This window comes from Nocardioides sp. zg-1308 (assembly GCF_013155375.1).
Classification (GTDB): Bacteria; Actinomycetota; Actinomycetes; order Propionibacteriales; family Nocardioidaceae; genus Nocardioides; species Nocardioides renjunii.
This window is the reverse complement of record NZ_JABJQY010000002.1, coordinates 559,224-577,350: the sequence shown is the minus strand read 5'-3', so window position 1 is coordinate 577,350 and position 18,127 is coordinate 559,224. Positions and strand designations below refer to the sequence as shown.

General features: G+C 71.9%; 19 protein-coding genes. 8 read left to right on the top strand and 11 right to left on the bottom strand.

Going from position 1 to position 18,127, the window contains the following annotated elements; all coding sequences use genetic code 11:
* Nucleotides 1-108 precede the first annotated feature (108 nt).
* From HN031_RS04540 to cysC, 3 genes are read right to left on the bottom strand one after another with little or no spacing between them, the layout of a single operon-like run.
* Nucleotides 109-1,113 (bottom strand): sulfite exporter TauE/SafE family protein, encoded by a 1,005-nt coding sequence (locus HN031_RS04540; protein ID WP_172266936.1) that lies wholly within the window; start codon nucleotides 1,111-1,113, stop codon nucleotides 109-111.
* Complete coding sequence (locus tag HN031_RS04535; RefSeq protein ID WP_172266933.1) at nucleotides 1,113-1,646, bottom strand: low molecular weight phosphatase family protein; 534 nt, start codon at nucleotides 1,644-1,646, stop codon at nucleotides 1,113-1,115. The genes HN031_RS04540 and HN031_RS04535 overlap by 1 nt, the downstream gene beginning before the upstream one ends.
* On the bottom strand, nucleotides 1,643-2,830 hold the full coding sequence (gene cysC / locus HN031_RS04530; RefSeq protein ID WP_216652049.1) for an adenylyl-sulfate kinase: 1,188 nt from the start codon (nucleotides 2,828-2,830) through the stop codon (nucleotides 1,643-1,645). Before cysC ends, HN031_RS04535 begins: the two co-directional genes overlap by 4 nt.
* 40 nt (nucleotides 2,831-2,870) lie before the next feature.
* Here cysC and HN031_RS04525 point away from each other — a divergent pair, with 40 nt between their 5' ends.
* The 4 genes from HN031_RS04525 (at nucleotide 2,871) to HN031_RS04510 (ending at nucleotide 5,474) form a co-directional block, all read left to right on the top strand.
* Nucleotides 2,871-3,836 (top strand): asparaginase, encoded by a 966-nt coding sequence (locus HN031_RS04525; RefSeq protein WP_172266930.1) that lies wholly within the window; start codon nucleotides 2,871-2,873, stop codon nucleotides 3,834-3,836.
* A gap of 93 nt (nucleotides 3,837-3,929) precedes the next feature.
* Nucleotides 3,930-4,349 (top strand): helix-turn-helix domain-containing protein, encoded by a 420-nt coding sequence (locus tag HN031_RS04520; RefSeq protein WP_172266926.1) that lies wholly within the window; start codon nucleotides 3,930-3,932, stop codon nucleotides 4,347-4,349.
* 40 nt (nucleotides 4,350-4,389) lie between these two features.
* Nucleotides 4,390-5,079 (top strand): hypothetical protein, encoded by a 690-nt coding sequence (locus HN031_RS04515; RefSeq protein WP_172266923.1) that lies wholly within the window; start codon nucleotides 4,390-4,392, stop codon nucleotides 5,077-5,079.
* Between the two features lie 101 nt (nucleotides 5,080-5,180).
* Complete coding sequence (locus HN031_RS04510) at nucleotides 5,181-5,474, top strand: DUF2516 family protein (RefSeq protein WP_172266920.1); 294 nt, start codon at nucleotides 5,181-5,183, stop codon at nucleotides 5,472-5,474.
* A 7-nt stretch (nucleotides 5,475-5,481) separates the two neighbouring features.
* Here HN031_RS04510 and HN031_RS04505 read toward each other — a convergent pair whose 3' ends face one another.
* From HN031_RS04505 to HN031_RS04495, 3 genes are read right to left on the bottom strand one after another with little or no spacing between them, the layout of a single operon-like run.
* Nucleotides 5,482-6,918 (bottom strand): sugar nucleotide-binding protein, encoded by a 1,437-nt coding sequence (locus HN031_RS04505; protein WP_172266917.1) that lies wholly within the window; start codon nucleotides 6,916-6,918, stop codon nucleotides 5,482-5,484.
* A complete protein-coding gene (gene rfbB, locus HN031_RS04500) occupies nucleotides 6,915-7,913 on the bottom strand; it encodes a dTDP-glucose 4,6-dehydratase (protein ID WP_172266914.1) in 999 nt (332 codons plus the stop codon). The genes HN031_RS04505 and rfbB overlap by 4 nt, the downstream gene beginning before the upstream one ends.
* A 29-nt stretch (nucleotides 7,914-7,942) precedes the next feature.
* The gene (locus tag HN031_RS04495) at nucleotides 7,943-9,835 is read right to left on the bottom strand and encodes a DUF4012 domain-containing protein (protein WP_172266911.1); all 1,893 of its coding nucleotides are present in this window, start codon (nucleotides 9,833-9,835) and stop codon (nucleotides 7,943-7,945) included.
* 71 nt (nucleotides 9,836-9,906) lie between these two features.
* Here HN031_RS04495 and rfbA point away from each other — a divergent pair, with 71 nt between their 5' ends.
* Nucleotides 9,907-10,773 (top strand): glucose-1-phosphate thymidylyltransferase RfbA, encoded by an 867-nt coding sequence (rfbA, locus tag HN031_RS04490; protein WP_172266909.1) that lies wholly within the window; start codon nucleotides 9,907-9,909, stop codon nucleotides 10,771-10,773.
* A 132-nt stretch (nucleotides 10,774-10,905) separates the two neighbouring features.
* Here the strand turns inward: rfbA and HN031_RS04485 are convergent, their stop codons facing one another.
* Entirely contained in the window at nucleotides 10,906-11,841 is a 936-nt protein-coding gene (locus HN031_RS04485) for a GDP-mannose 4,6-dehydratase (RefSeq protein ID WP_367650646.1), read from the bottom strand.
* A complete protein-coding gene (gene gmd / locus HN031_RS04480) occupies nucleotides 11,838-12,818 on the bottom strand; it encodes a GDP-mannose 4,6-dehydratase (RefSeq protein WP_172266907.1) in 981 nt (326 codons plus the stop codon). The genes HN031_RS04485 and gmd overlap by 4 nt, the downstream gene beginning before the upstream one ends.
* Before the next feature lie 42 nt (nucleotides 12,819-12,860).
* Between gmd and galE the strand changes: the two genes are divergently transcribed.
* Nucleotides 12,861-13,874 (top strand): UDP-glucose 4-epimerase GalE, encoded by a 1,014-nt coding sequence (galE, locus tag HN031_RS04475; RefSeq protein WP_172266905.1) that lies wholly within the window; start codon nucleotides 12,861-12,863, stop codon nucleotides 13,872-13,874.
* A 13-nt stretch (nucleotides 13,875-13,887) separates the two neighbouring features.
* Here the strand turns inward: galE and HN031_RS04470 are convergent, their stop codons facing one another.
* Complete coding sequence (locus tag HN031_RS04470) at nucleotides 13,888-14,790, bottom strand: dihydropteroate synthase (RefSeq protein ID WP_172266902.1); 903 nt, start codon at nucleotides 14,788-14,790, stop codon at nucleotides 13,888-13,890.
* A 17-nt stretch (nucleotides 14,791-14,807) separates the two neighbouring features.
* On the opposite strand from HN031_RS04470, the gene HN031_RS04465 reads away from it, so the two are divergent.
* The gene (locus HN031_RS04465; RefSeq protein ID WP_172266899.1) at nucleotides 14,808-15,494 is read left to right on the top strand and encodes a dihydrofolate reductase family protein; all 687 of its coding nucleotides are present in this window, start codon (nucleotides 14,808-14,810) and stop codon (nucleotides 15,492-15,494) included.
* A gap of 7 nt (nucleotides 15,495-15,501) precedes the next feature.
* Here HN031_RS04465 and HN031_RS04460 read toward each other — a convergent pair whose 3' ends face one another.
* The gene (locus HN031_RS04460; protein ID WP_172266896.1) at nucleotides 15,502-16,026 is read right to left on the bottom strand and encodes a type 1 glutamine amidotransferase domain-containing protein; all 525 of its coding nucleotides are present in this window, start codon (nucleotides 16,024-16,026) and stop codon (nucleotides 15,502-15,504) included.
* 116 nt (nucleotides 16,027-16,142) lie between these two features.
* Here HN031_RS04460 and npdG point away from each other — a divergent pair, with 116 nt between their 5' ends.
* Nucleotides 16,143-16,808, top strand: a complete 666-nt coding sequence (gene npdG / locus HN031_RS04455) for an NADPH-dependent F420 reductase (protein ID WP_172266893.1) — start codon at nucleotides 16,143-16,145, stop codon at nucleotides 16,806-16,808.
* 126 nt (nucleotides 16,809-16,934) lie between these two features.
* Here npdG and HN031_RS04450 read toward each other — a convergent pair whose 3' ends face one another.
* Nucleotides 16,935-18,110: an acyl-CoA dehydrogenase family protein gene (locus HN031_RS04450; RefSeq protein ID WP_172266890.1), complete on the bottom strand. Its 1,176-nt coding sequence runs from the start codon at nucleotides 18,108-18,110 to the stop codon at nucleotides 16,935-16,937.
* Between the last annotated feature and the right edge of the window lie 17 nt (nucleotides 18,111-18,127).

Sequence of the window (18,127 nt, the reverse complement as noted above, 5' to 3'; positions counted from 1 at the left end):
TGGTGCTGAGGCTGGTCGCAGCCCGCCGTCAGACCTACCCGCCCGGTTCCGTCTCGGATGGGTGGGCCCGAGGGCCCGTGGCGCTTCTGCCCGAGAACTCCCAGTGGGTCAGGAGTCGTCGACGCGCTTCATGCCGACCAGTCCGGGTCGGTAGGCGGGATCCTCGAGCTGGGCGATGGTGGGGGAGCCGAACATCGGGAGGCCCTGCTGCTTGCGCAGGAAGCCCCAGACGACGGGCAGGACCACGAGCACCGCCACCCCGACCCCGGCGATGAGGATCGGGTGGGTCTCCTCCTTGCCGAGCGGCGCCCAGCCGGCCTTGTCGAGCAGGGCGACGCCGCTCATGGTCAGGACGACGACGATGCCGCGGCGGATGAAGGACTGCGGCACGCGCGGGGCGATGGCGGAGCCGATGAGCGTTCCCGGCACGGATCCCAGGACGAGCGGGATGAGGATGCCCCAGTCGAGGCCGTGCAGCGCGATGTTGGAGATCGCCGCGGCCAGCACCAGCGGGACGGCCTGGACCAAGTCGGTGCCGACGAGCCTCACCGCCGACAGGCCGGGGTAGAGCATCAGGAGCGCGATCATGATGACCGATCCCGAGCCGACGCTGGTGATGCCGACGAGCAGGCCGCCGAGGGCTCCCACCAGGAGTGTCGGCACCGGCCGGATGGCCGGGTTGTCGTCGGGGTGCTCGCCGCCGCGGACCCGCCGGAGGTTGAGGTAGAGCCGCATGGCGTACGTCGCCGCGGCGAGCAGGAGCGCGAAGCCGATGCAGAGCTTGAGGGCGTCGTCGATGTCCTCGGGGGAGACCACCCACGAGACGAGGTGCGGGCCGAGCAGCGCCATCGGGATGGAGCCGATCATCAGCCACTTGGCCAGCTGCATGTTGGGCGAGCCCTCGCGCTTGTGCACGATCGCGCCGCCGGTCTTGTAGACCGCGGCCGCGGTGAGGTCCGCCGTCACGACCGTGGCCGCCTCGCCGACGCCGAGGAAGATCAGCGCCGGTGTCATCAGCGCACCGCCGCCCATGCCGGTCAGCCCGACCACGATGCCGACGACGAAGCCGGCCGCGAGGATCGAGAAGAAGGTCACGGTGAGGAACTCGAGCATCAGCGGTCTCCGACGAGTCTGGGAACGACGACGCTCAGCATGTCAGTGATTGTGCCGGTCGCCCTCTCGGCGGCTGCCTTCCCGCGCCGGTAGGGGTCGGCGACGTCGTGCTCCGGCAGGGCGGGCGTGCTCCGCTGTCCCGCGGCGGCCACGAGCTCGCGTCCGCTGAGCCCCGGGAGGTCGGCGACGGCCGCCTGGAACTGCCCCAGGGTGAACACCCGGCGGTGCAGCTGCGGGTGGTCGTCGAGGATGTGTCGGCGGTGGACGGCCTCCGCCGTGAGGACCAGGTCGGCCTCGTCGAGCACCGCAGTGGAGAGGTGCCGGCTGCGGAACGCGTCGACGGAGCCGGACGTGCCCGTGGGCAGGCTGGCGGTCATCTCGGGGTTCATCGGGTGGCCGTCGCGGGCGTGGGTGCCGGAGCTGCTGAAGACGACGTCCGCGTCGCCCGCGAGGTCGCGTGCGATGACCTCCATGGCGGGCGAGCGGCAGATGTTGGCGGTGCACACGAAGAGCACCCTGAGCGGTTCGCTCATGCGCCCGCCGGGACCGCTCCGGCGAGGTGGAGGTAGCCCGCCTCGTCCAGTGCGACCAGCACGTCCTCGAGCGCGTCCTCGATCGTGCGGTCCGTGGTGTCCACGCGCACGGCCGGGTCCTCGGGCTCCTCGTAGGGCGAGGAGATGCCGGTGAACTCCGGGATCTCGCCGGCTCGCGCCTTGGCGTACAGACCCTTGCGGTCGCGGCGCTCGCACTCCTCGAGGGGGGTCGCGACGTGGACCAGGAAGAACGCGCCGCCGGCCGCCTCGACCATCTGCCGCACCTGCTCGCGGGTCTCGGCGAACGGGGCGATGGGCGAGCAGACCGCGACCCCGCCGTGCCGGGCCACCTCGGCGGCCACCCAGCCGATCCGGCGGATGTTGGTCTCGCGGTCGGCCTTGGAGAAGGTCAGCCCGGCCGACAGGTGCCGGCGCACGACGTCGCCGTCGAGGCTGGTCACGGAGCGGCCGCCGCGTTCGAGCAGCCGGTCGATGAGGGCCTGCGCGAGCGTCGACTTCCCGCTGCCGGACAGGCCGGTGAAGAAGAGGACGAGTCCCTGCTCGTCCGGCGCGGGGCGGTCCTCGTCGACGATCGCTGCGACGGCGGCGGGGTAGGGGCCGGAGGAGTCGCCCAGGGCGTGCACCGGATCGGGGCCCGCGTAGGTGCCGACCACCTGGGCGCCGAGGGCGTGGTCGGCCTCGGCGTCGCCGTGGGAGGGCAGGGGTACGGCGACCACGCCGGCGTCGTCGAGGAGCTCGGCGGCGGCCAGCGTGGCGCGGACGAGCGCGACCGGGGACAGCGACGGCGTGCCGGTGCCCATGAGCGCCACCAGGACGACACGGCCGAGGCCGCGCAGCTCGTCGACGTCGCCCTCGGTGAGCGCGTCGGCGACCGGGACGAACGTCGCGCCGGCGTACGCCTCCCGGACCTGCGCGGGGGTGAGGTGCAGCCGGCGGAAGGGGCCGTGCTGCGCGTGGGTCAGCTGCTCCAGCGTGCCGTCGCTCGAGACGCGGGCGAGCGGTAGGCCCTCGGGGTCCACCAGCTCGGCCTCCGTGTGGCCCTCCGGCAGGGCGAGGGTGACCGGGCTGCCGGGCTCGTTGAACCGCGTCAGGGGGGCGTAGGCACCGGAGACCAGGAGCTCCAGGTCGTCGAGCTCGGTCGGCGTCGGGCAGTGCTGGATCACCCGCGCATCCTCTCAGACCGGCGGTCGGTAGCCTTCGCGCATGCCTGCCGCTGGTCTGCCCGTCGTGGCCGAGATCGTCCGCTCCGGATTCGTGGAGGGGCACCACTACGGCTCCGTCGTAGCGCTGGCCGCCGACGGCTCGGTCGACTGGTCCGTGGGCGAGGTGGCCGCACCGGTGCTGCCCCGCTCGAGCAACAAGCCGGTCCAGGCGCTCGCGATGGTGGAGCTCGGGCTCGACCTCCCGCCGGACCTGCTCGCCCTCGCCTGCGCCTCCCACTCCGGTGAGCCCTTCCACGTCGAGGGCGTACGCCGCGTCCTCGCCTCGGCGGGCCTGGACGAGTCGGCCCTGCAGACCCCGCCCGACCACCCGCTCGACGACGCCGCGCGCGACGCCGTGATCCGGGCGGGCGGCGAGAAGACGTCGATCCTCATGAACTGCTCGGGCAAGCACGCCGCGATGCTGGCGACCTGCGTCCTGCGCGGCTGGGACACCGCCACCTACCTCGATCCCGCGCACCCCCTGCAGGTCGCCATCCGCGAGACCTTCGAGCGCCTGACGGGCGAGCCGGTCGCGACGGTCGCGGTCGACGGGTGCGGTGCCCCGCTGCTGTCGGCCTCGCTGACCGGGCTCGCCCGCGCCTTCGCCACCCTGGCCACCGCGTCCGAGGGCCCGGCCCACCGGGTGGCCGAGGCGATCCGCCGGCACCCGGAGAACGTCAGCGGCACCACGCGAGACGAGCTCGCGCTGCACCGGGCCGTCCCCGGCCTGATCGGCAAGGCCGGCGCGGAGTCCTGCTACGCCGTCGCTCTCCCCGACGGTCGGGCGTGGGCGCTCAAGACCGACGACGGCGCCGCACGCGTACGCCCCGTGCTGATGGCCGAGGCGCTGCGTCGTTCGGGCGTGCTGGAGGAGGACGGGGTCGACGCGGACGCCGTCGCGCGGACCGGCCGGCTCGAGCTGCTCGGTGGCGGCGTCCCCGTCGGCGAGATCCGTGCTGCCTTCTAGCTAGCGCCCGGAACCGCGGGGTATCCGGCTTTGTGACGGTCCTCACCGCCGTTTGGTTTGCATTTCGCTAACAGGTGTTAGCACACTGCAGGCATGGCCAAGGACAAGAGCGCGAAGACGAGCGCGAAGACGAGCGCCGTCGTCGACTCCATCGGGTCGCTCGGCGACTACCTCCGTGAGCAGCGGCTCGCCGCCCAGCTCTCGCTGCGCCAGCTCGCCGACCAGGTCGGCGTGAGCAACCCCTACCTCAGCCAGATCGAGCGCGGCCTGCGGAAGCCGTCGGCGGAGGTCTTGCAGCAGCTGGCCCGGGCGCTCCGCGTCTCCGCCGAGCAGCTCTACGTCCGCGCCGGCATCGTCCACCCCGATCCCGGCCAGGCCGGCTCGGTGGAGCTGGCGATCCTCGCCGACACCGGACTCACCGAGCGTCAGAAGCACTCGCTGCTCGACGTCTACGCCTCGTTCCTGGCCCTCAACGACCGCCCACCGGGCCCCGACCAGCCACCAGCTCAGTAGCACCCACCCAGCAGCACCCACCCAGGAGAAGGAGAAGGACATGGCGACCGCCAAGTTCGACATCAAGACCGAAGCCCTCAAGCCCGTGCTCGCGGGCGTCGGTGTCACCGACCTCGCCGTCGAGGCCGTCCGTGACGCTGTCGCCGACGTCCAGAAGGTCCTCACCGCCGTGCAGAAGGACGTCACCGAGCTCGTCGCAGAGGTGCAGAAGCGTGACGTCACGTCCGTCCGCGCCGCCGTCGAGGCGCGCGTCGCCGAGCTGCAGGCCGAGGCCAAGGCCTACCCCGCCAAGGTGTCGACCCTCGTCGACGACAACGTGGCCGTGGCCAACGCGACGTACGCCGAGCTGGTCAAGCGCGGCGAGTCCCTCGTGGGCCGCATCCGCCGCCAGGAGTCGACCACCACCACCGTGGCGTCGGCCCGGACCACCGTCTCGAAGGCGAAGACCACCGCGACCCAGGCCCGCAAGGCCGCCGACGCCACCGTCACCGCCGCCGACAAGGTCGCCGCCACCAAGGCTGCCCCCAAGCCCCCCGCGAAGCCCGCCGCGAAGAAGGCCGCCCAGAAGTCGGCTGCCACGAAGGCGTCGGCCACGACCGCGCGCAAGAGCGCCGCGAGGAAGACGACCGCGGCCCAGAGCAGCGCCAAGGCCACCGGCACCGCCGCCACGAAGACCGCCGCCAGCGCCGTCAAGGCCGCCGCGGACGCCGCCGAGAAGGTCGGCGACTGAAGAGACGTCGAGGCTGACCCCGGTCAGCTCGCGCTGTTCTAGGAGAAGGGCCCCGTCCACGTCGGACGGGGCCCTTCGTCTCGTCGCCTACGCTGTGTCCTGTGAACATCTACGAGCTCCAGGGCACGCTGTTCCTCGTCGTGCTCGTGGTGCTGCTCGCGATCAAGGGCTTCGCGTTCATCAACTCGCTGACCTACTCCGCCGAGGCCTACGACGCGGCCGGCAAGCTGACCAAGACCGCGTGGTGCGCGATCACGGGCCTCGGCTTCGCCGCGCAGCTGATCCTGCTGGGCTCGCCGCTCAACATCATCAGCCTGGCGTTCACCATCGCCGCGCTGGTCTACCTCGCCGACGTCCGTCCCGCCCTGCGAGAGGTGACGTCCCACCGCAGGTGAGTGGCGGTCACCCCAGGTAGCGGTCCAGCGCTGCCAGTGCGTCCTCGGGCTCGAAGCCGGTCGCGCGGATCTTCTCCAGCGAGAGCGCCGAGTTGAGGGGCCGGGGGGCGAACGGGTTGCCCTGGGCGAGCACGCCCTCGGCGTACGCCTCCGTGGTCGTCCCCGACACGTCGTCGGCGCTGCGACCCGAGCGCTCGAAGACCGCCTGCGCGATCTCGCGCCACGACATGGGTGCCCCGCCGTTGGAGAGGTTGTAGGTCCCGAACGGCGCACCGGTCTCGAGGAGGTGGCGGGTGCCCCGCACCAGCTCCTCGGTGAACGTCAGCCGCCCGACCTGGTCGTCGACCACGCTGGGGGAGACGCCCTTCTCGGCCAGCGCCCGCATCGTGCGGACGAAGTTCTTGCCCTCCCCGATCACCCATGAGGTGCGCAGGAGGTAGTGGCGCGGGGCCAGGCCGACCGCGAGGTCGCCGGCCGCCTTGGACTGGGCGTAGACCCCGAGCGGCGAGAGCGGCTCGTCCTCCCTGTGGCCCGGGTCGAGCGGTGCGGTGCCGTCGAAGACGTAGTCGGAGGAGTAGTGCACGAGCGTGAAGCCGTGCTCGCGGGCCAGGCCGGCCAGCGTCGCGGGACCGGTGGCGTTCGCCGACCAGGAGGCGACCCGGCCCTCGGAGGTCTCGGCCGCGTCGACGGCGGTGTACGCCGCGGCGTTGAGCACGACGGCGTACTCGTGCCACGGCCACGCCGAGACGGCCGCTGCGTCGGCGAGGTCGAGCTGGGAGACGCCCTCGCCGGGGAACAGGTCGACCCGGTCGGCGTCGGGGTGCGCGGCGTGCAGCGCGCGACCGAGCTGGCCGAGGGCCCCGACGATCAGCACCTTCTTGGGCGCGATGGCCGTGGCCGGGTCGAGGCGGGGGTTGTTCTGGTCCTTCTCGCTGATGATCGCCTCGGCCAGCGGGATCGGCCAGTCGATGGCCACCGTCGGGTCGTCCAGGGCGAGCGCGGGGTAGGCGATGCCGGGGCGCCAGTGCTCGTTGACGAGGTAGGTGTAGGCCGTGGCGTCCTCGAGCGTCTGGTAGCTGTTGCCGACGCCGCGCGGAACGAACACGGCGACGGAGGTGTCCATCTCCAGCGTGAAGGTCGCGCCGAAGGTCTCGCCCTGCCGCATGTCGACCCACGCGCCGAAGATGCGTCCGGTCGCCAGCGAGATGAACTTGTCCCACGGCTCGGTGTGGATGCCCCGGGTGACGCCACGGTCGCTGTTGAACGACACGTTGTTCTGCACCGGACCGAAGTCGGGCAGCCCGACGGCGAGCATCTTCTCGCGCTGCCAGTTCTCCTTGAAGAACCCGCGGTCGTCGTCGCGTCGGTCGAGCCGGACGACGACGAGGCCCGGGATCGCCGTCTTCTCCAGACGGGGCAGTGTCTCGGGGGAGGGGAGGCTCACTGGCCCTTCTCCGCGTACTTGGCCTCGGTCGCGTCCTTGTGGGGGCGCCACCAGTCCTCGTGCTCCTGGTACCACGCGATGGTGTCGGCGAGGCCGGACTCGAAGTCCTGGAACTTCGGTGCCCAGCCGAGCTCTTGGCGGAGCTTGCCCGACTCGATCGCGTAGCGCAGGTCGTGGCCGGCGCGGTCGTTGACGTGGTCGAAGTCGTCCTCGGGACGGCCCATCAGCTTGAGGATCAGGCGCACCACCTCGAGGTTGTTCTTCTCGCCGTCGGCGCCGATGAGGTAGGTCTCGCCGACGCGGCCCTGCTCGAGGATCCGCAGCACCGCGGAGGAGTGGTCGTCGGCGTGGATCCAGTCGCGGACGTTCTCGCCCGAGCCGTAGAGCTTGGGGCGGACGCCGTCGATGACGTTGGTGATCTGGCGCGGGATGAACTTCTCGATGTGCTGCCAGGGACCGTAGTTGTTGGAGCAGTTCGAGACGGTGGCCCGGACGCCGAAGCTGCGGACCCAGGCGCGGACGAGGTGGTCCGAGCCGGCCTTCGAGGCGGAGTAGGGGGAGGACGGGTTGTAGGGGGTGTCCTCGGTGAAGCGCTTGGGGTCGTCGAGCTCGAGGTCGCCGTAGACCTCGTCCGTCGACACGTGGTGCAGGCGCCGGTCGTGCCGGCGGACCGCCTCGAGGATCGTGTAGGTCCCGAGGATGTTGGTCCGGATGAACGGGCTCGGGTCGTGGAGCGAGTTGTCGTTGTGCGACTCCGCCGCGAAGTGCACGACCGCGTCGTGCTCGGCGACGAGGGGGTCGACGACCTCGGCCTCGGCGATGTCACCGACGACGAGCTCGACCCGGTCCTCCGGCAGCCCGGCGAGCGCCTCGCGGCTGGCGGCGTAGGTGAGCTTGTCCAGCACGGTCACGCGCAGGTCGGTGTGGGCGATGACGTGGTGCACGAAGTTCGAGCCGATGAACCCCGCGCCGCCGGTCACAAGAAGGCGATCCATGCGCGGGAGTCTAGGGGGAGCCGACCGGTTCAGGAGGAGGAGGCCGAGCCGGTGATGCTGAAGCGGGGCTGCTCCACCAGCGCCGGCACCTCGTACGACGCCCGGCCCCGCCCGGCCCGCGTCCAGCCCTCGGGCAGGTCGTCCACGCGGTAGCCCTCGGGCCACTGCACCGAGACCGCGAGCGACTGCGGGACGACCATGCCCTGCGGGGTCGCGTCGAGCCGGTAGGTCAGCGTGCCGTCACCGGGGGCGTCCGCGGCGGCAGGGACGTCGTACTCCAGGACCGCCTCGCGCGTCTCGCCCGGCGGCAGGACCAGGCGCAGCAGCTTGTAGGGGCGCCCGAAGTAGTCGAAGACGTCGGTGCCCTGGGGCTTGCCGGCGGCCGTGGCGCTGGTGACCTCGGCGCCCTGGGGCAGGAAGACGCCGAGCGTCATCCCGTTCCAGCGCGTGGCGTAGGTGCCGCGGCGCGGGTCGGCGAACGCCTGCGCATAGGGCGGGGAGTCGTTGTGGACCGAGATGGTGAGCCGGACCCTGGCCGAGCCGTCCTCGCGCAGGACGACCCGGCTGCTCACGCTGCGACGCTGCCAGTAGTCGGCCTTGCTGGCGTTGGTGTTCTGGTTGAAGACGGCGAGGTAGTCGTGGCTGGTGTCGGAGAGGTCGCCGGACAGCCCGACCTCGGCCACGGCGGCCTGGAGGTCGGGGTCGCGCATCCACATCGCGAAGTGACGTCCGCGGGCCGAGTCGCGCAGGGACTCGATCTTCTCGATGCCGTTGCCGGGCTCGAAGAGCCGCTCGGCGAACACCGGCACGATGGCCCGGTTGAGGTCGTGGCGCGCCTCGTTGTCGGGGAAGGCGTCGTAGTCGCCGACCATCTTCTGGGTGAAGTTGGAGGCGTCGAGCCGGCCGTAGGTCGGCGCCTCGACCGGTCCGGTGATCCGCAGCATGTCGGCCAGCGCGACGACGTCGACCGCGACGAGCCCGTCGACCTCCTGGCCGGTGCGCCGCTCCCAGCCGCGCAGGAGCGTCTCGCCCGAGACCGACCAGTCGGGGGCGAAGGTCGAGGTGGACAGGCGCAGCTTGCCGTCGTGGAACGGGTTGCCCTCGACCTTCTCCCACCGGCCGACGCGGTAGAGGTCGGGGTCGGAGGTGTCGCGGGCCTTGCCCATCTCGAGCCGGCCGTCCGAGACGTTCATCGGCGCGAGCGTCAGCGCGGCACCGCCGGAGAAGCGCTGCTCGCTCGGGTTGAGCAGGGCGAGCAGGAAGGTCTGGTCGCCCTCGGCGCCGAAGAGCCGGGGCAGCACGTCGGCCAGCGGCTTGGCGCGCCTCGCGCCGGACGCGAGGGGGGCGACGGTCGTGGCCGCCTCGTCGCGGGCCTCGGCCAGCCGGGTGCCCACGCCGAGGGCGGAGTCCCCGACCTCGCCGAGCTCGAGCTGGGCGGCGTCGAGGTGGACGCTCGCCTCGTCGACCGCGCCCACCACCTTCTCCAGCGTCGGCACGTCGACGGAGCGTTCGCCGAAGAGGGTGGCGTCCTTGCCGTTGACCGCCGGCCACGTCGCGACGGCGACCTCGGCCGCCGTGGTCAGGTGGTCGAGGGCGTTGCCGAGGTGGCGTACGTCGCCCACCGGCCGGCCCACGACGGGGACGAGGCTCCAGATGTCGCCGCCCACACCCTGCATCGCGTCCTGGACCTGGTCGGCGTGGCGCCGCGCGCTCTGCACGCTGGCCTCCGCCGCCGCCACGTCGCCCGCCGCGAGGGACGTGCGCGCCGCCTCGAGGTCCGTGCGGGCGCCCTCGGCGTGGCCCGGTGCCTTGAGGAAGGGGATGGCGAGCAGGGCCAGCCCGACGAGGAGGAGCAGGAGGCCACCGACGACCGTCGAGGGCCGGACCCGCCGGCGCGTCGACGTACGGCGGCTGGACGGCATGCGCCCATGGTGCCAAACCGCTGCGAACCCCGTGGCGCAACGGGAGGTCCGCGGACCCCTAGGGTGGTTGCATGCGCGGAATCATCCTGGCCGGTGGCACCGGCTCCCGACTGCACCCGATCACGCAGGGCATCAGCAAGCAGCTGGTGCCGGTCTACGACAAGCCGATGATCTACTACCCGCTCTCCACGCTGATGCTCGCGGGCATCCGGGACATCCTCATCATCACCACGCCCCACGAGGCCGAGGGCTTCCACCGGCTGCTCGGCGACGGGTCGCAGTTCGGGATCGACCTCACGTTCGCCGTCCAGCCGAGCCCCGACGGGCTCGCGCAGGCCTTCATCATCGGGGCCGACCACATCGGCGGCGAGCGGTCCGCGCTCGTGCTCGGTGACAACATCTTCTACGGCTCGGGACTCGGCTCGCAGCTGCTGCGCTTCAAGGACCTCGACGGCGCGGCCGTCTTCGGCTACCACGTCGCCGACCCCCGCGCCTACGGCGTCGTCGAGTTCGACGACCAGGGCCGTGCGCTGTCGCTGGAGGAGAAGCCGGAGCACCCGAAGAGCGACTACGCCGTCCCGGGGCTCTACTTCTACGACAACGACGTGGTGGAGTACGCCGCCGAGCTGGAGCCGTCGGCGCGCGGCGAGCTGGAGATCACCGACCTCAACCGTCGCTACCTCGAGGAGGGGCGCCTGCACGTGGAGGTGCTGCCCCGCGGCACCGCCTGGCTCGACACCGGCACCTTCGACTCGCTCAACGACGCCTCCAACTTCGTGCGGACCATCGAGGGCCGACAGGGCTTCAAGGTCGGCGCGCCGGAGGAGGTCGCCTGGCGGATGGGGTTCCTGTCCGACGACGAGCTGCTCGAGCGCGCCGAGCCGCTGCGCAAGAGCGGCTACGGGGAGTACCTCCGGGGGTTGCTGCAGCACGGGTGAGGGCTGGCCCGCGCTGGCTCTGGGCCGCGCTGGCTCTGGGCCGCGCTCGCTCTGGAGTCCCCGGATATCCGGTGACCGCCGTGGTTGCAGGTAGAGATCTCGACCGACAAGTACGGAACTCGGGTGCACACCTCAGCGGAGGTCGGCGGCCACCATCCGGGCCACCAGCTCCTCGAAGGCCACCGTGGGCTCCCAGCCGAGCTCGTCGCGCAGCTTCGAGGCGTCGCCCACGAGCTCGGTCGGGTCGGCGGGCCGGAAGAAGGCCGCGTCCTGGCGGACGAGGCGCTCCCAGTCGCTGATCCCCGCGGCCGCGAAGGCGGCGGCGACGAAGTCGCGCACCGAGTGCGCGCGGCCGGTGGCCACGACGTAGTCGGCCGGCTCGTCGGCGCGGGCGGCCCGCACCATCGCGTCGACGTAGTCCGGCGCCCACCCCCAGTCGCGGCGGGCGTCGAGGTTGCCGAGCACCAGCTCGTCGGCCTCGCCGCGGGCGATCGCGGCGACCGTCGAGGTGATCTTGCGGGTCACGAACCGCTCGGCGCGACGCGGCGACTCGTGGTTGTAGAGGATCGCGCTCGAGACGTGGAGGTCGCGCTGGCGGAAGACGTGGGCCGACAGGTGCGCGAACGCCTTCGCGGCGCCGTACGGGTTCACCGGCCGGATCGCGGTCGACTCGGTCTGCGGGCTGGCGGCGGGCTCGCCGAAGATCTCGGCGCTCGAGGCCTGCACGAGTCGTACGCCGTCGAGGTGGCGGACCGACTCCATGAGGGCGACGGCGGCCTGCCCGTTGACGTGGGCCGTGCGGTCGGGCTCGTCCCACGACTGCGCCACGGAGCTGATCGCGGCGAGGTTGTAGACCTCCTGCGGCGCGACGTCGAGGACGAGCCGGCGGGTCCCGGCGAGGTCGCCGAGGTCGCCGGTGTGCAGCACCACCTCGTCGGGGCAGTGCGGGGGGTGCCCGTCGGCGGAGTAGACGAGGGCGTGGACCTCCACGCCCTCGCCCACCAGGCGCTCAGCGAGGTAGGTGCCGTCCTGGCCGCCGATCCCCGTGACGAACGCGCGAGCGGTCACCAGCCCGCCTTGACCGCCGCGATGTCGCTGTCGACCATCATCGCCACGAGCTCGGGGAAGGACACGGTCGGCGTCCAGCCGAGCTGCTCCCTGGCCTTCGAGGCGTCGCCGATGAGGAGCTCGACCTCGGCCGGGCGCATGAAGCGCGGGTCCTGGGTGACGTGCTCGGACCAGTCGTCGACGCCGACGTGCGCGAAGGCCAGGTCGAGGAAGTCGCGGATGGAGTGGGTCTCGCCGGTGGCGATGACGTAGTCGTCGGCCTCGTCCTGCTGCAGCATCCGCCACATCGCCTCGACGTAGTCGCCGGCGTAGCCCCAGTCGCGCTGCGCGTCGAGGTTGCCGAGCGCCATCGTCTTCTGCTGGCCGAGGTGGATGCGGGCCACCGCCTGGCTGATCTTGCGGGTCACGAACTCAGGGCCGCGGCGCGGCGACTCGTGGTTGAACAGGATCCCCGAGGAGGCGTGCATGCCGTAGGACTCGCGGTAGTTGATGGTCATGTAGTGGCCGTAGACCTTGCTCACGCCGTAGGGCGAGCGCGGCCACAGCAGGGTGGTCTCCTTCTGCGGGACCTCCTGCACCTTGCCGAACATCTCCGAGCTCGACGCCTGGTAGAACCGGATGCTGCCGGGCTCGTCGCCGGCGTGGAGCCGGACGGCCTCGAGCATGTTGAGCACGCCCATGCCGGTCACGTCGCTGGTGACGAACGCGTTCTCCCAGGAGTAGGCGACGAACGAGATCGCGCCGAGGTTGTAGACCTCGTCGGGCTGCGAGTCGCGCATCGCCCGCATCAGGCTGGACAGGTCGGTCAGGTCGCCGTTGTGCAGCTCGACGTCGGGAACCACCTTGGACACCAGCTCGCGCCGCGGGTTGTTCTGGCCGCGGATCAGGCCGTGGACGTCGTACCCCTTCTCGAGCAGCAGCTCGGCGAGGTAGAGGCCGTCCTGGCCGGTGATTCCGGTGATGAGAGCACTGGGCATGACGGGCATTCTGTCAGCCGCGTCGGTCGTTAGGGTGGGGTCATGAAGATCCTCGTCAGCGGCGGTGCCGGCTACATCGGCTCGCACACCGTCATCCAGCTCATCGCTGCCGGCCACGACGTCGTGATCGTCGACAACTTCAGCAACGCCAACCCGACCGTGCTCGGCCGCCTCGAGGCGTTGACCGGGACGAGCATCGCGGCGCACTCCTTCGACCTCACCGACCTCGACAAGACCGAGCACCTCTTCGCCACCGAGGACTTCGACGGCGTCATCCACTTCGCCGGGCACAAGGCCGTCGGCGAGAGCGTGGAGAAGCCGCTCGACTACTACGAGAACAACCTCGGCTCGACCTTCTCCCTCGTCCGCGCGATGCAGCGCTACGACGTCGACAAGATGGTGTTCTCGAGCAGCGCCACCGTCTACGGCGAGGAGCAGGCGGGCGCGACCGAGGACCGGCGCACCTACGCCACCAACCCCTACGGCTGGACCAAGGTGATGCAGGAGCAGATCCTGCGCGACGTGGCGGTGGCGGCGCCGCAGATGCGCTTCGCGCTGCTGCGCTACTTCAACCCGGTCGGCGCCCATCCCTCCGGCACCATCGGCGAGGACCCCTCGGGCATCCCCAACAACCTCGTGCCGTTCATCGCGCAGGTCGCCGTCGGCAAGCGCGACCGGCTGCTGGTCTTCGGCGACGACTACGACACCGTCGACGGCACCGGCGTGCGCGACTACATCCACGTCGAGGACCTCGCTGCCGGGCACATCGCGGCGCTGGAGGCGCTCGAGCGCTCCGACGTCGCGGTGCACACCTGGAACCTCGGCTCCGGCCGGGGCACCAGCGTGCTGGAGATGCTGCGCGCCTTCGAGAAGGCCGTCGGCCGGCCGATCCCCTACGAGATCGTGCCGCGCCGGGCCGGCGACATCGCCACGTCCTACGCCGACCCCTCCAAGGCCAACGCCGAGCTGGGGTGGAGCACGAAGAAGACGATCGAGGACATGTGCGAGGACGTCTGGCGCTGGCAGTCGCAGAACCCGCAGGGCTTCGCCGGCTGACCCGCTCGGCCCGTCAGCGGACCTCGAGCTCCGCGAGGGCCTTGAGGACCACGCGCAGGTGGGCCACCTCGTGGGTGCGCAGCAGGTGCGTGCCGCCGATGCCGGCGAACGTGCCGTAGAACCCCTCGGCCTTGCGGAACTCGTCGCCGAAGATGTCGTAGGTGTGTGGCACCGCGTTGCACACCGGTACGCCGAGCGGGCGCAGGCGGAAGGTCTGCGCGAGCACCCGGGCCTGGTGGCGCGCGCGCGTCATGGGGTCGACGAGGTTGCCGTAGTAGAAGCCCATGCCGGGGTCGACGACGACCTTGTCGACGCCCGCGGCCCGGGCGCGCTCGACCCGCGGCGCGAAGTGGTCGAGCAGCACGGGCATCGGGTCGGCGTCGGGAGGGACGTCGGCGATCTCGCGCACGTTGGCCGTCTCGCCGAAGCACATCACGACCGCGGCGTCGTACTCCGCGGCCAGGGCGAGCATCGCCTCCTCGTGCTGGCGGCCGGTCATGTTGAGCACCCGGGCCCCCGCGTCGAGGCAGGCCCGGACCACGTCGGGCTCGTAGGTCTCCACCGAGACGACGACCTCCTGCGCGAGCTCCTTCACCGCAGGCACGAGGGTGGCGACCTGGTCGGCCGCGGACACGCGAGCGGCGCGCGCGTTGCTCGACTCGGCCCCGAGGTCGATCACCTCGGCGCCCTGGGCGGCCTGGACGCGGCCCATCCGCACGGCGTCGGCGGGGCTCGTGGCGACGCTCTCGCGGTAGGTCGAGTCGCGGGAGAGGTTGACGCAACCCATCAGCGTCACCGCCCCGTCGCCGATCGTGACGGGGCCGCGCGGGCCGTCCAGGATCACCGGTGCCACCGCGGCGTCCCACGCGTCGCCGTGCGCGTGGTGCAGGTCGGCGAGGTCGGCCAGTGTGATCACGGTGCAACAGTAGGCACGTGACCGAACACCTCGAGCTCGAGCGCCTCTCCGACCTGTCCGACGACCAGCTGGCGGAGGCGTACGCCCCGCCGGGCGGACCGTGGCTGCGGGTGAACTTCGTCAGCACGGTCGACGGCGCCGCCCAGGGGTCGGACGGGGTCAGCAAGAGCATCAACGACGACGCCGACAAGCGGGTCTTCGACGCCCTCCGCAGCCGAGCCGACTGCCTGGTCGTGGGCGCCGGCACGCTGCGCGCCGAGGGGTACGACGTCCCGCGGATCCCGCTGGTCGTCGTGAGCCGCTCCGCGGACGTGCCGCCGACGCTCGCCGACGCACCGCCCGGCCGGGTGCTGATGGCGACCGTGGCGAGCTCCGACGGCCTGGCGGCGGCGCGCGAGGCGCTGGGGGAGGACAACGTCATGGTGCTCGGCGAGGACCAGATCGACCTCGCCGCGCTCAAGGCCGGACTGGCGGCGCGGGGCTGGTCCGAGCAGCTGTGCGAGGGCGGGCCGTCGCTGTTCGCCGACCTGCTGGCCGCCGACGTCGTCGACGAGCTGTGCTGGACCGTCGTGCCGCGGCTCACCGGCGGCGACGCCGTACGGATGGCCACGGGTGCCGAGGTGGACACAGCGCTGCGTCCCGTCCTGCTGCTCGAGCAGGACGGGACGCTGCTGGGACGCTGGCTGGTGGAGCGGGACGCCTAGGCGGACCTCAGCCCAGGGCGTCGAGGAGCGTCTTGGAGAACGCGGGGATGTCGTCGGGGTTGCGGCTGGTGATGAGGTTGCCGTCGACGACGACCTCCTCGTCGACCCACTCGCCGCCGCTGTTGCGGATGTCGGTCTGCAGGCTCGGCCAGCTCGCGAGCCGCTTGCCCTGCACGCGGTCGGCCTCGATGAGGGTCCACGGTGCGTGGCAGATCGCGGCGACGGTCTTGCCGGAGTCGACGAAGTCGCGGATGAAGGCGACGGCCTCCTCGTCCATCCGCAGGGCGTCGGGGTTGGCGACGCCGCCGGGCAGGACGAGGGCGTCGTAGTCGGCCACCGCGACGTCGCTGACGCGGCGGTCGACGCGCTGCGTGCTCGACTTGTCGAGGTGCTGGAAGAGCTGCACCTCGCCCTCGTCGAGCGAGAGCAGCTCGGCGGTGTGGCCGGCGTCGACGACGGCCTGCCACGGCTTGGTGAGCTCGACCTCCTCGACACCCTCGGGAGCGGTCAGGAATGCGATGCGCTTGGACATGTCCTCCACCGTCGCTCGCCCACAGGGTCGGGGCAACACACAGAAGGGTGAGCCGGGCGCCGTCCGCCCGACGGGCGGCTGCGGGACGCGGTGCGGCGTTCGCTAGCGTCCGGGGGATGAGCGACCACGACGTCACCTCGCTGACCATCGCCGTGCTCGGCGGCACGGGACCGCAGGGTCGCGGGCTCGCGCGGCGCTTCGCCGCGGCCGGCCTCGAGGTCGTGCTCGGCTCGCGGGACGCGTCGCGGGCCGCAGACGCCGCCACGGCGCTGGCCGAGGTGGGTCGCGTCCGCGGGGCCAGCAACGCCGAGGCCGCCGCGGCCGGGGACGTCGTGCTGGTCGTGGTGCCCTGGGACGGTCACGAGGAGCTGCTGCGGTCACTCACCGAGGAGCTCGCGGGCAAGATCGTCGTCGACTGCGTCAACCCGCTCGGCTTCGACAAGCAGGGCGCGTACGCGCTCCCGGTCGAGGAGGGCTCGGCGACCCAGCAGGCCGCGGCGATCCTCACCGGCTCGACCGTCGTGGGTGCCTTCCACAACGTCAGCGCCGTGCTGCTCGAGGACCCGACGGTCGAGCGGGTCGACACCGACGTGCTCGTGCTCGGCGACGACCGCGAGGCCACCGACCTGGTGCAGGCGCTGGCGGACGTCGTACCCGGCATGCGGGGGATGTACGGCGGCCGGTTGCGCAACGCGCACCAGGTCGAGGCGCTGACCGCCAACCTGATCTCGATCAACCGGCGCTACAAGGCGCACGCCGGGGTGCGGGTCACCGACGTCTGACGCCGGACTGTGCACCCGAGTTGCGTGCTTGTCGGTCGAGATCTCCACCTGTAAGCACGGTGGTCACCGGATATCCGGGGACTCCAGACCCGGCGACGCAGCCAGGACCGGCGACCGCCCCGAGCCTCAGCCGATCCCGCCCGCGTTGTCCTTCGCGAGCGAGCGGGAGATCACCATCCGCTGGATCTGGTTGGTGCCCTCGAAGATCTGCATCACCTTGGCCTCGCGCATGTAGCGCTCGACCGGGAAGTCGCGGGTGTAGCCGTAGCCGCCGAGGACCTGGACGGCGTCCGTGGTGACCTTCATGGCGTTGTCGGTGGCGACCAGCTTGGCGATCGACGCTTCGCGGGAGAACGGCAGGCCGGCGTCCTTGAGGCGGGCGGCGTGCAGCATCGTCGCGCGGGCCGACACGACGGCCGCCTCCATGTCGGCGAGGACGAAGGCGAGGCCCTGGTGGTCGATGATCCGGGTGCCGAAGGTCTCCCGCTCACGTGCGTAGGCCACGGCCGCGTCGAGGGCGCCCTGGGCGAGACCGGTCGCGACCGCCGCGATGCCGAGCCGGCCTGAGTCGAGGCCCGCGAGGGCGATGCGCAGCCCCTCGCCCTCCGCGCCGAGCCGGCGCGAGGCGTCGACCCGGACGTCGTCGAACCGCATCGTCGCCGTGGCGGAGCCGGTCAGTCCCATCTTGCGCTCCGGCGGGTCGGCGGTGAGGCCCTCGGCCGAGGCCGGCACCAGGAAGCAGGAGATGCCTGCCCCCCGAGAAGCACCAGCGTCGTCGGAGGTGCGTGCCATCACCTTGTAGAAGTCGGCGTGCCCGCCGTGGGTGGTCCACGCCTTCGCGCCGTTGATGATGTAGGTGTCGCCGTCGCGGCGCGCGGTCGTCCGCATCGCGGCGGGGTCGGAGCCCGCGTGCGGCTCGGAGAGGCAGTACGCCCCCAGCAGCTCGCCGCCGAGCATGTCGGGGAGCCACTCGGCGCGCTGCTCGTCGGTGCCGAAGGACTCCAGGCCGAAGCAGGACAGCGCGTGGACCGACACGCCGACGCCGACGGACGCCCAGACCGCGCTGATCTCCTCCAGCACCTGCAGGTAGACCTCGTAGGGCTGGTCACCGCCGCCGTGCTCCTCGGGGTAGGGCAGCGAGAGCAGCCCGGCCCGGCCGAGCATCCGGAAGACGTCGCGGGGGAAGGTCTCGGTCGCCTCGGCCTCCGTCGAGCGCGACGCCAGCTCCTTGGTCGCGATCTCGCGGGTCAGGGCGAGCAGGTCGCGGGCCTCGTCGGTGGGCAGCTGGCGGCGAGCGGTCATGGCTCGCACGTTACTGC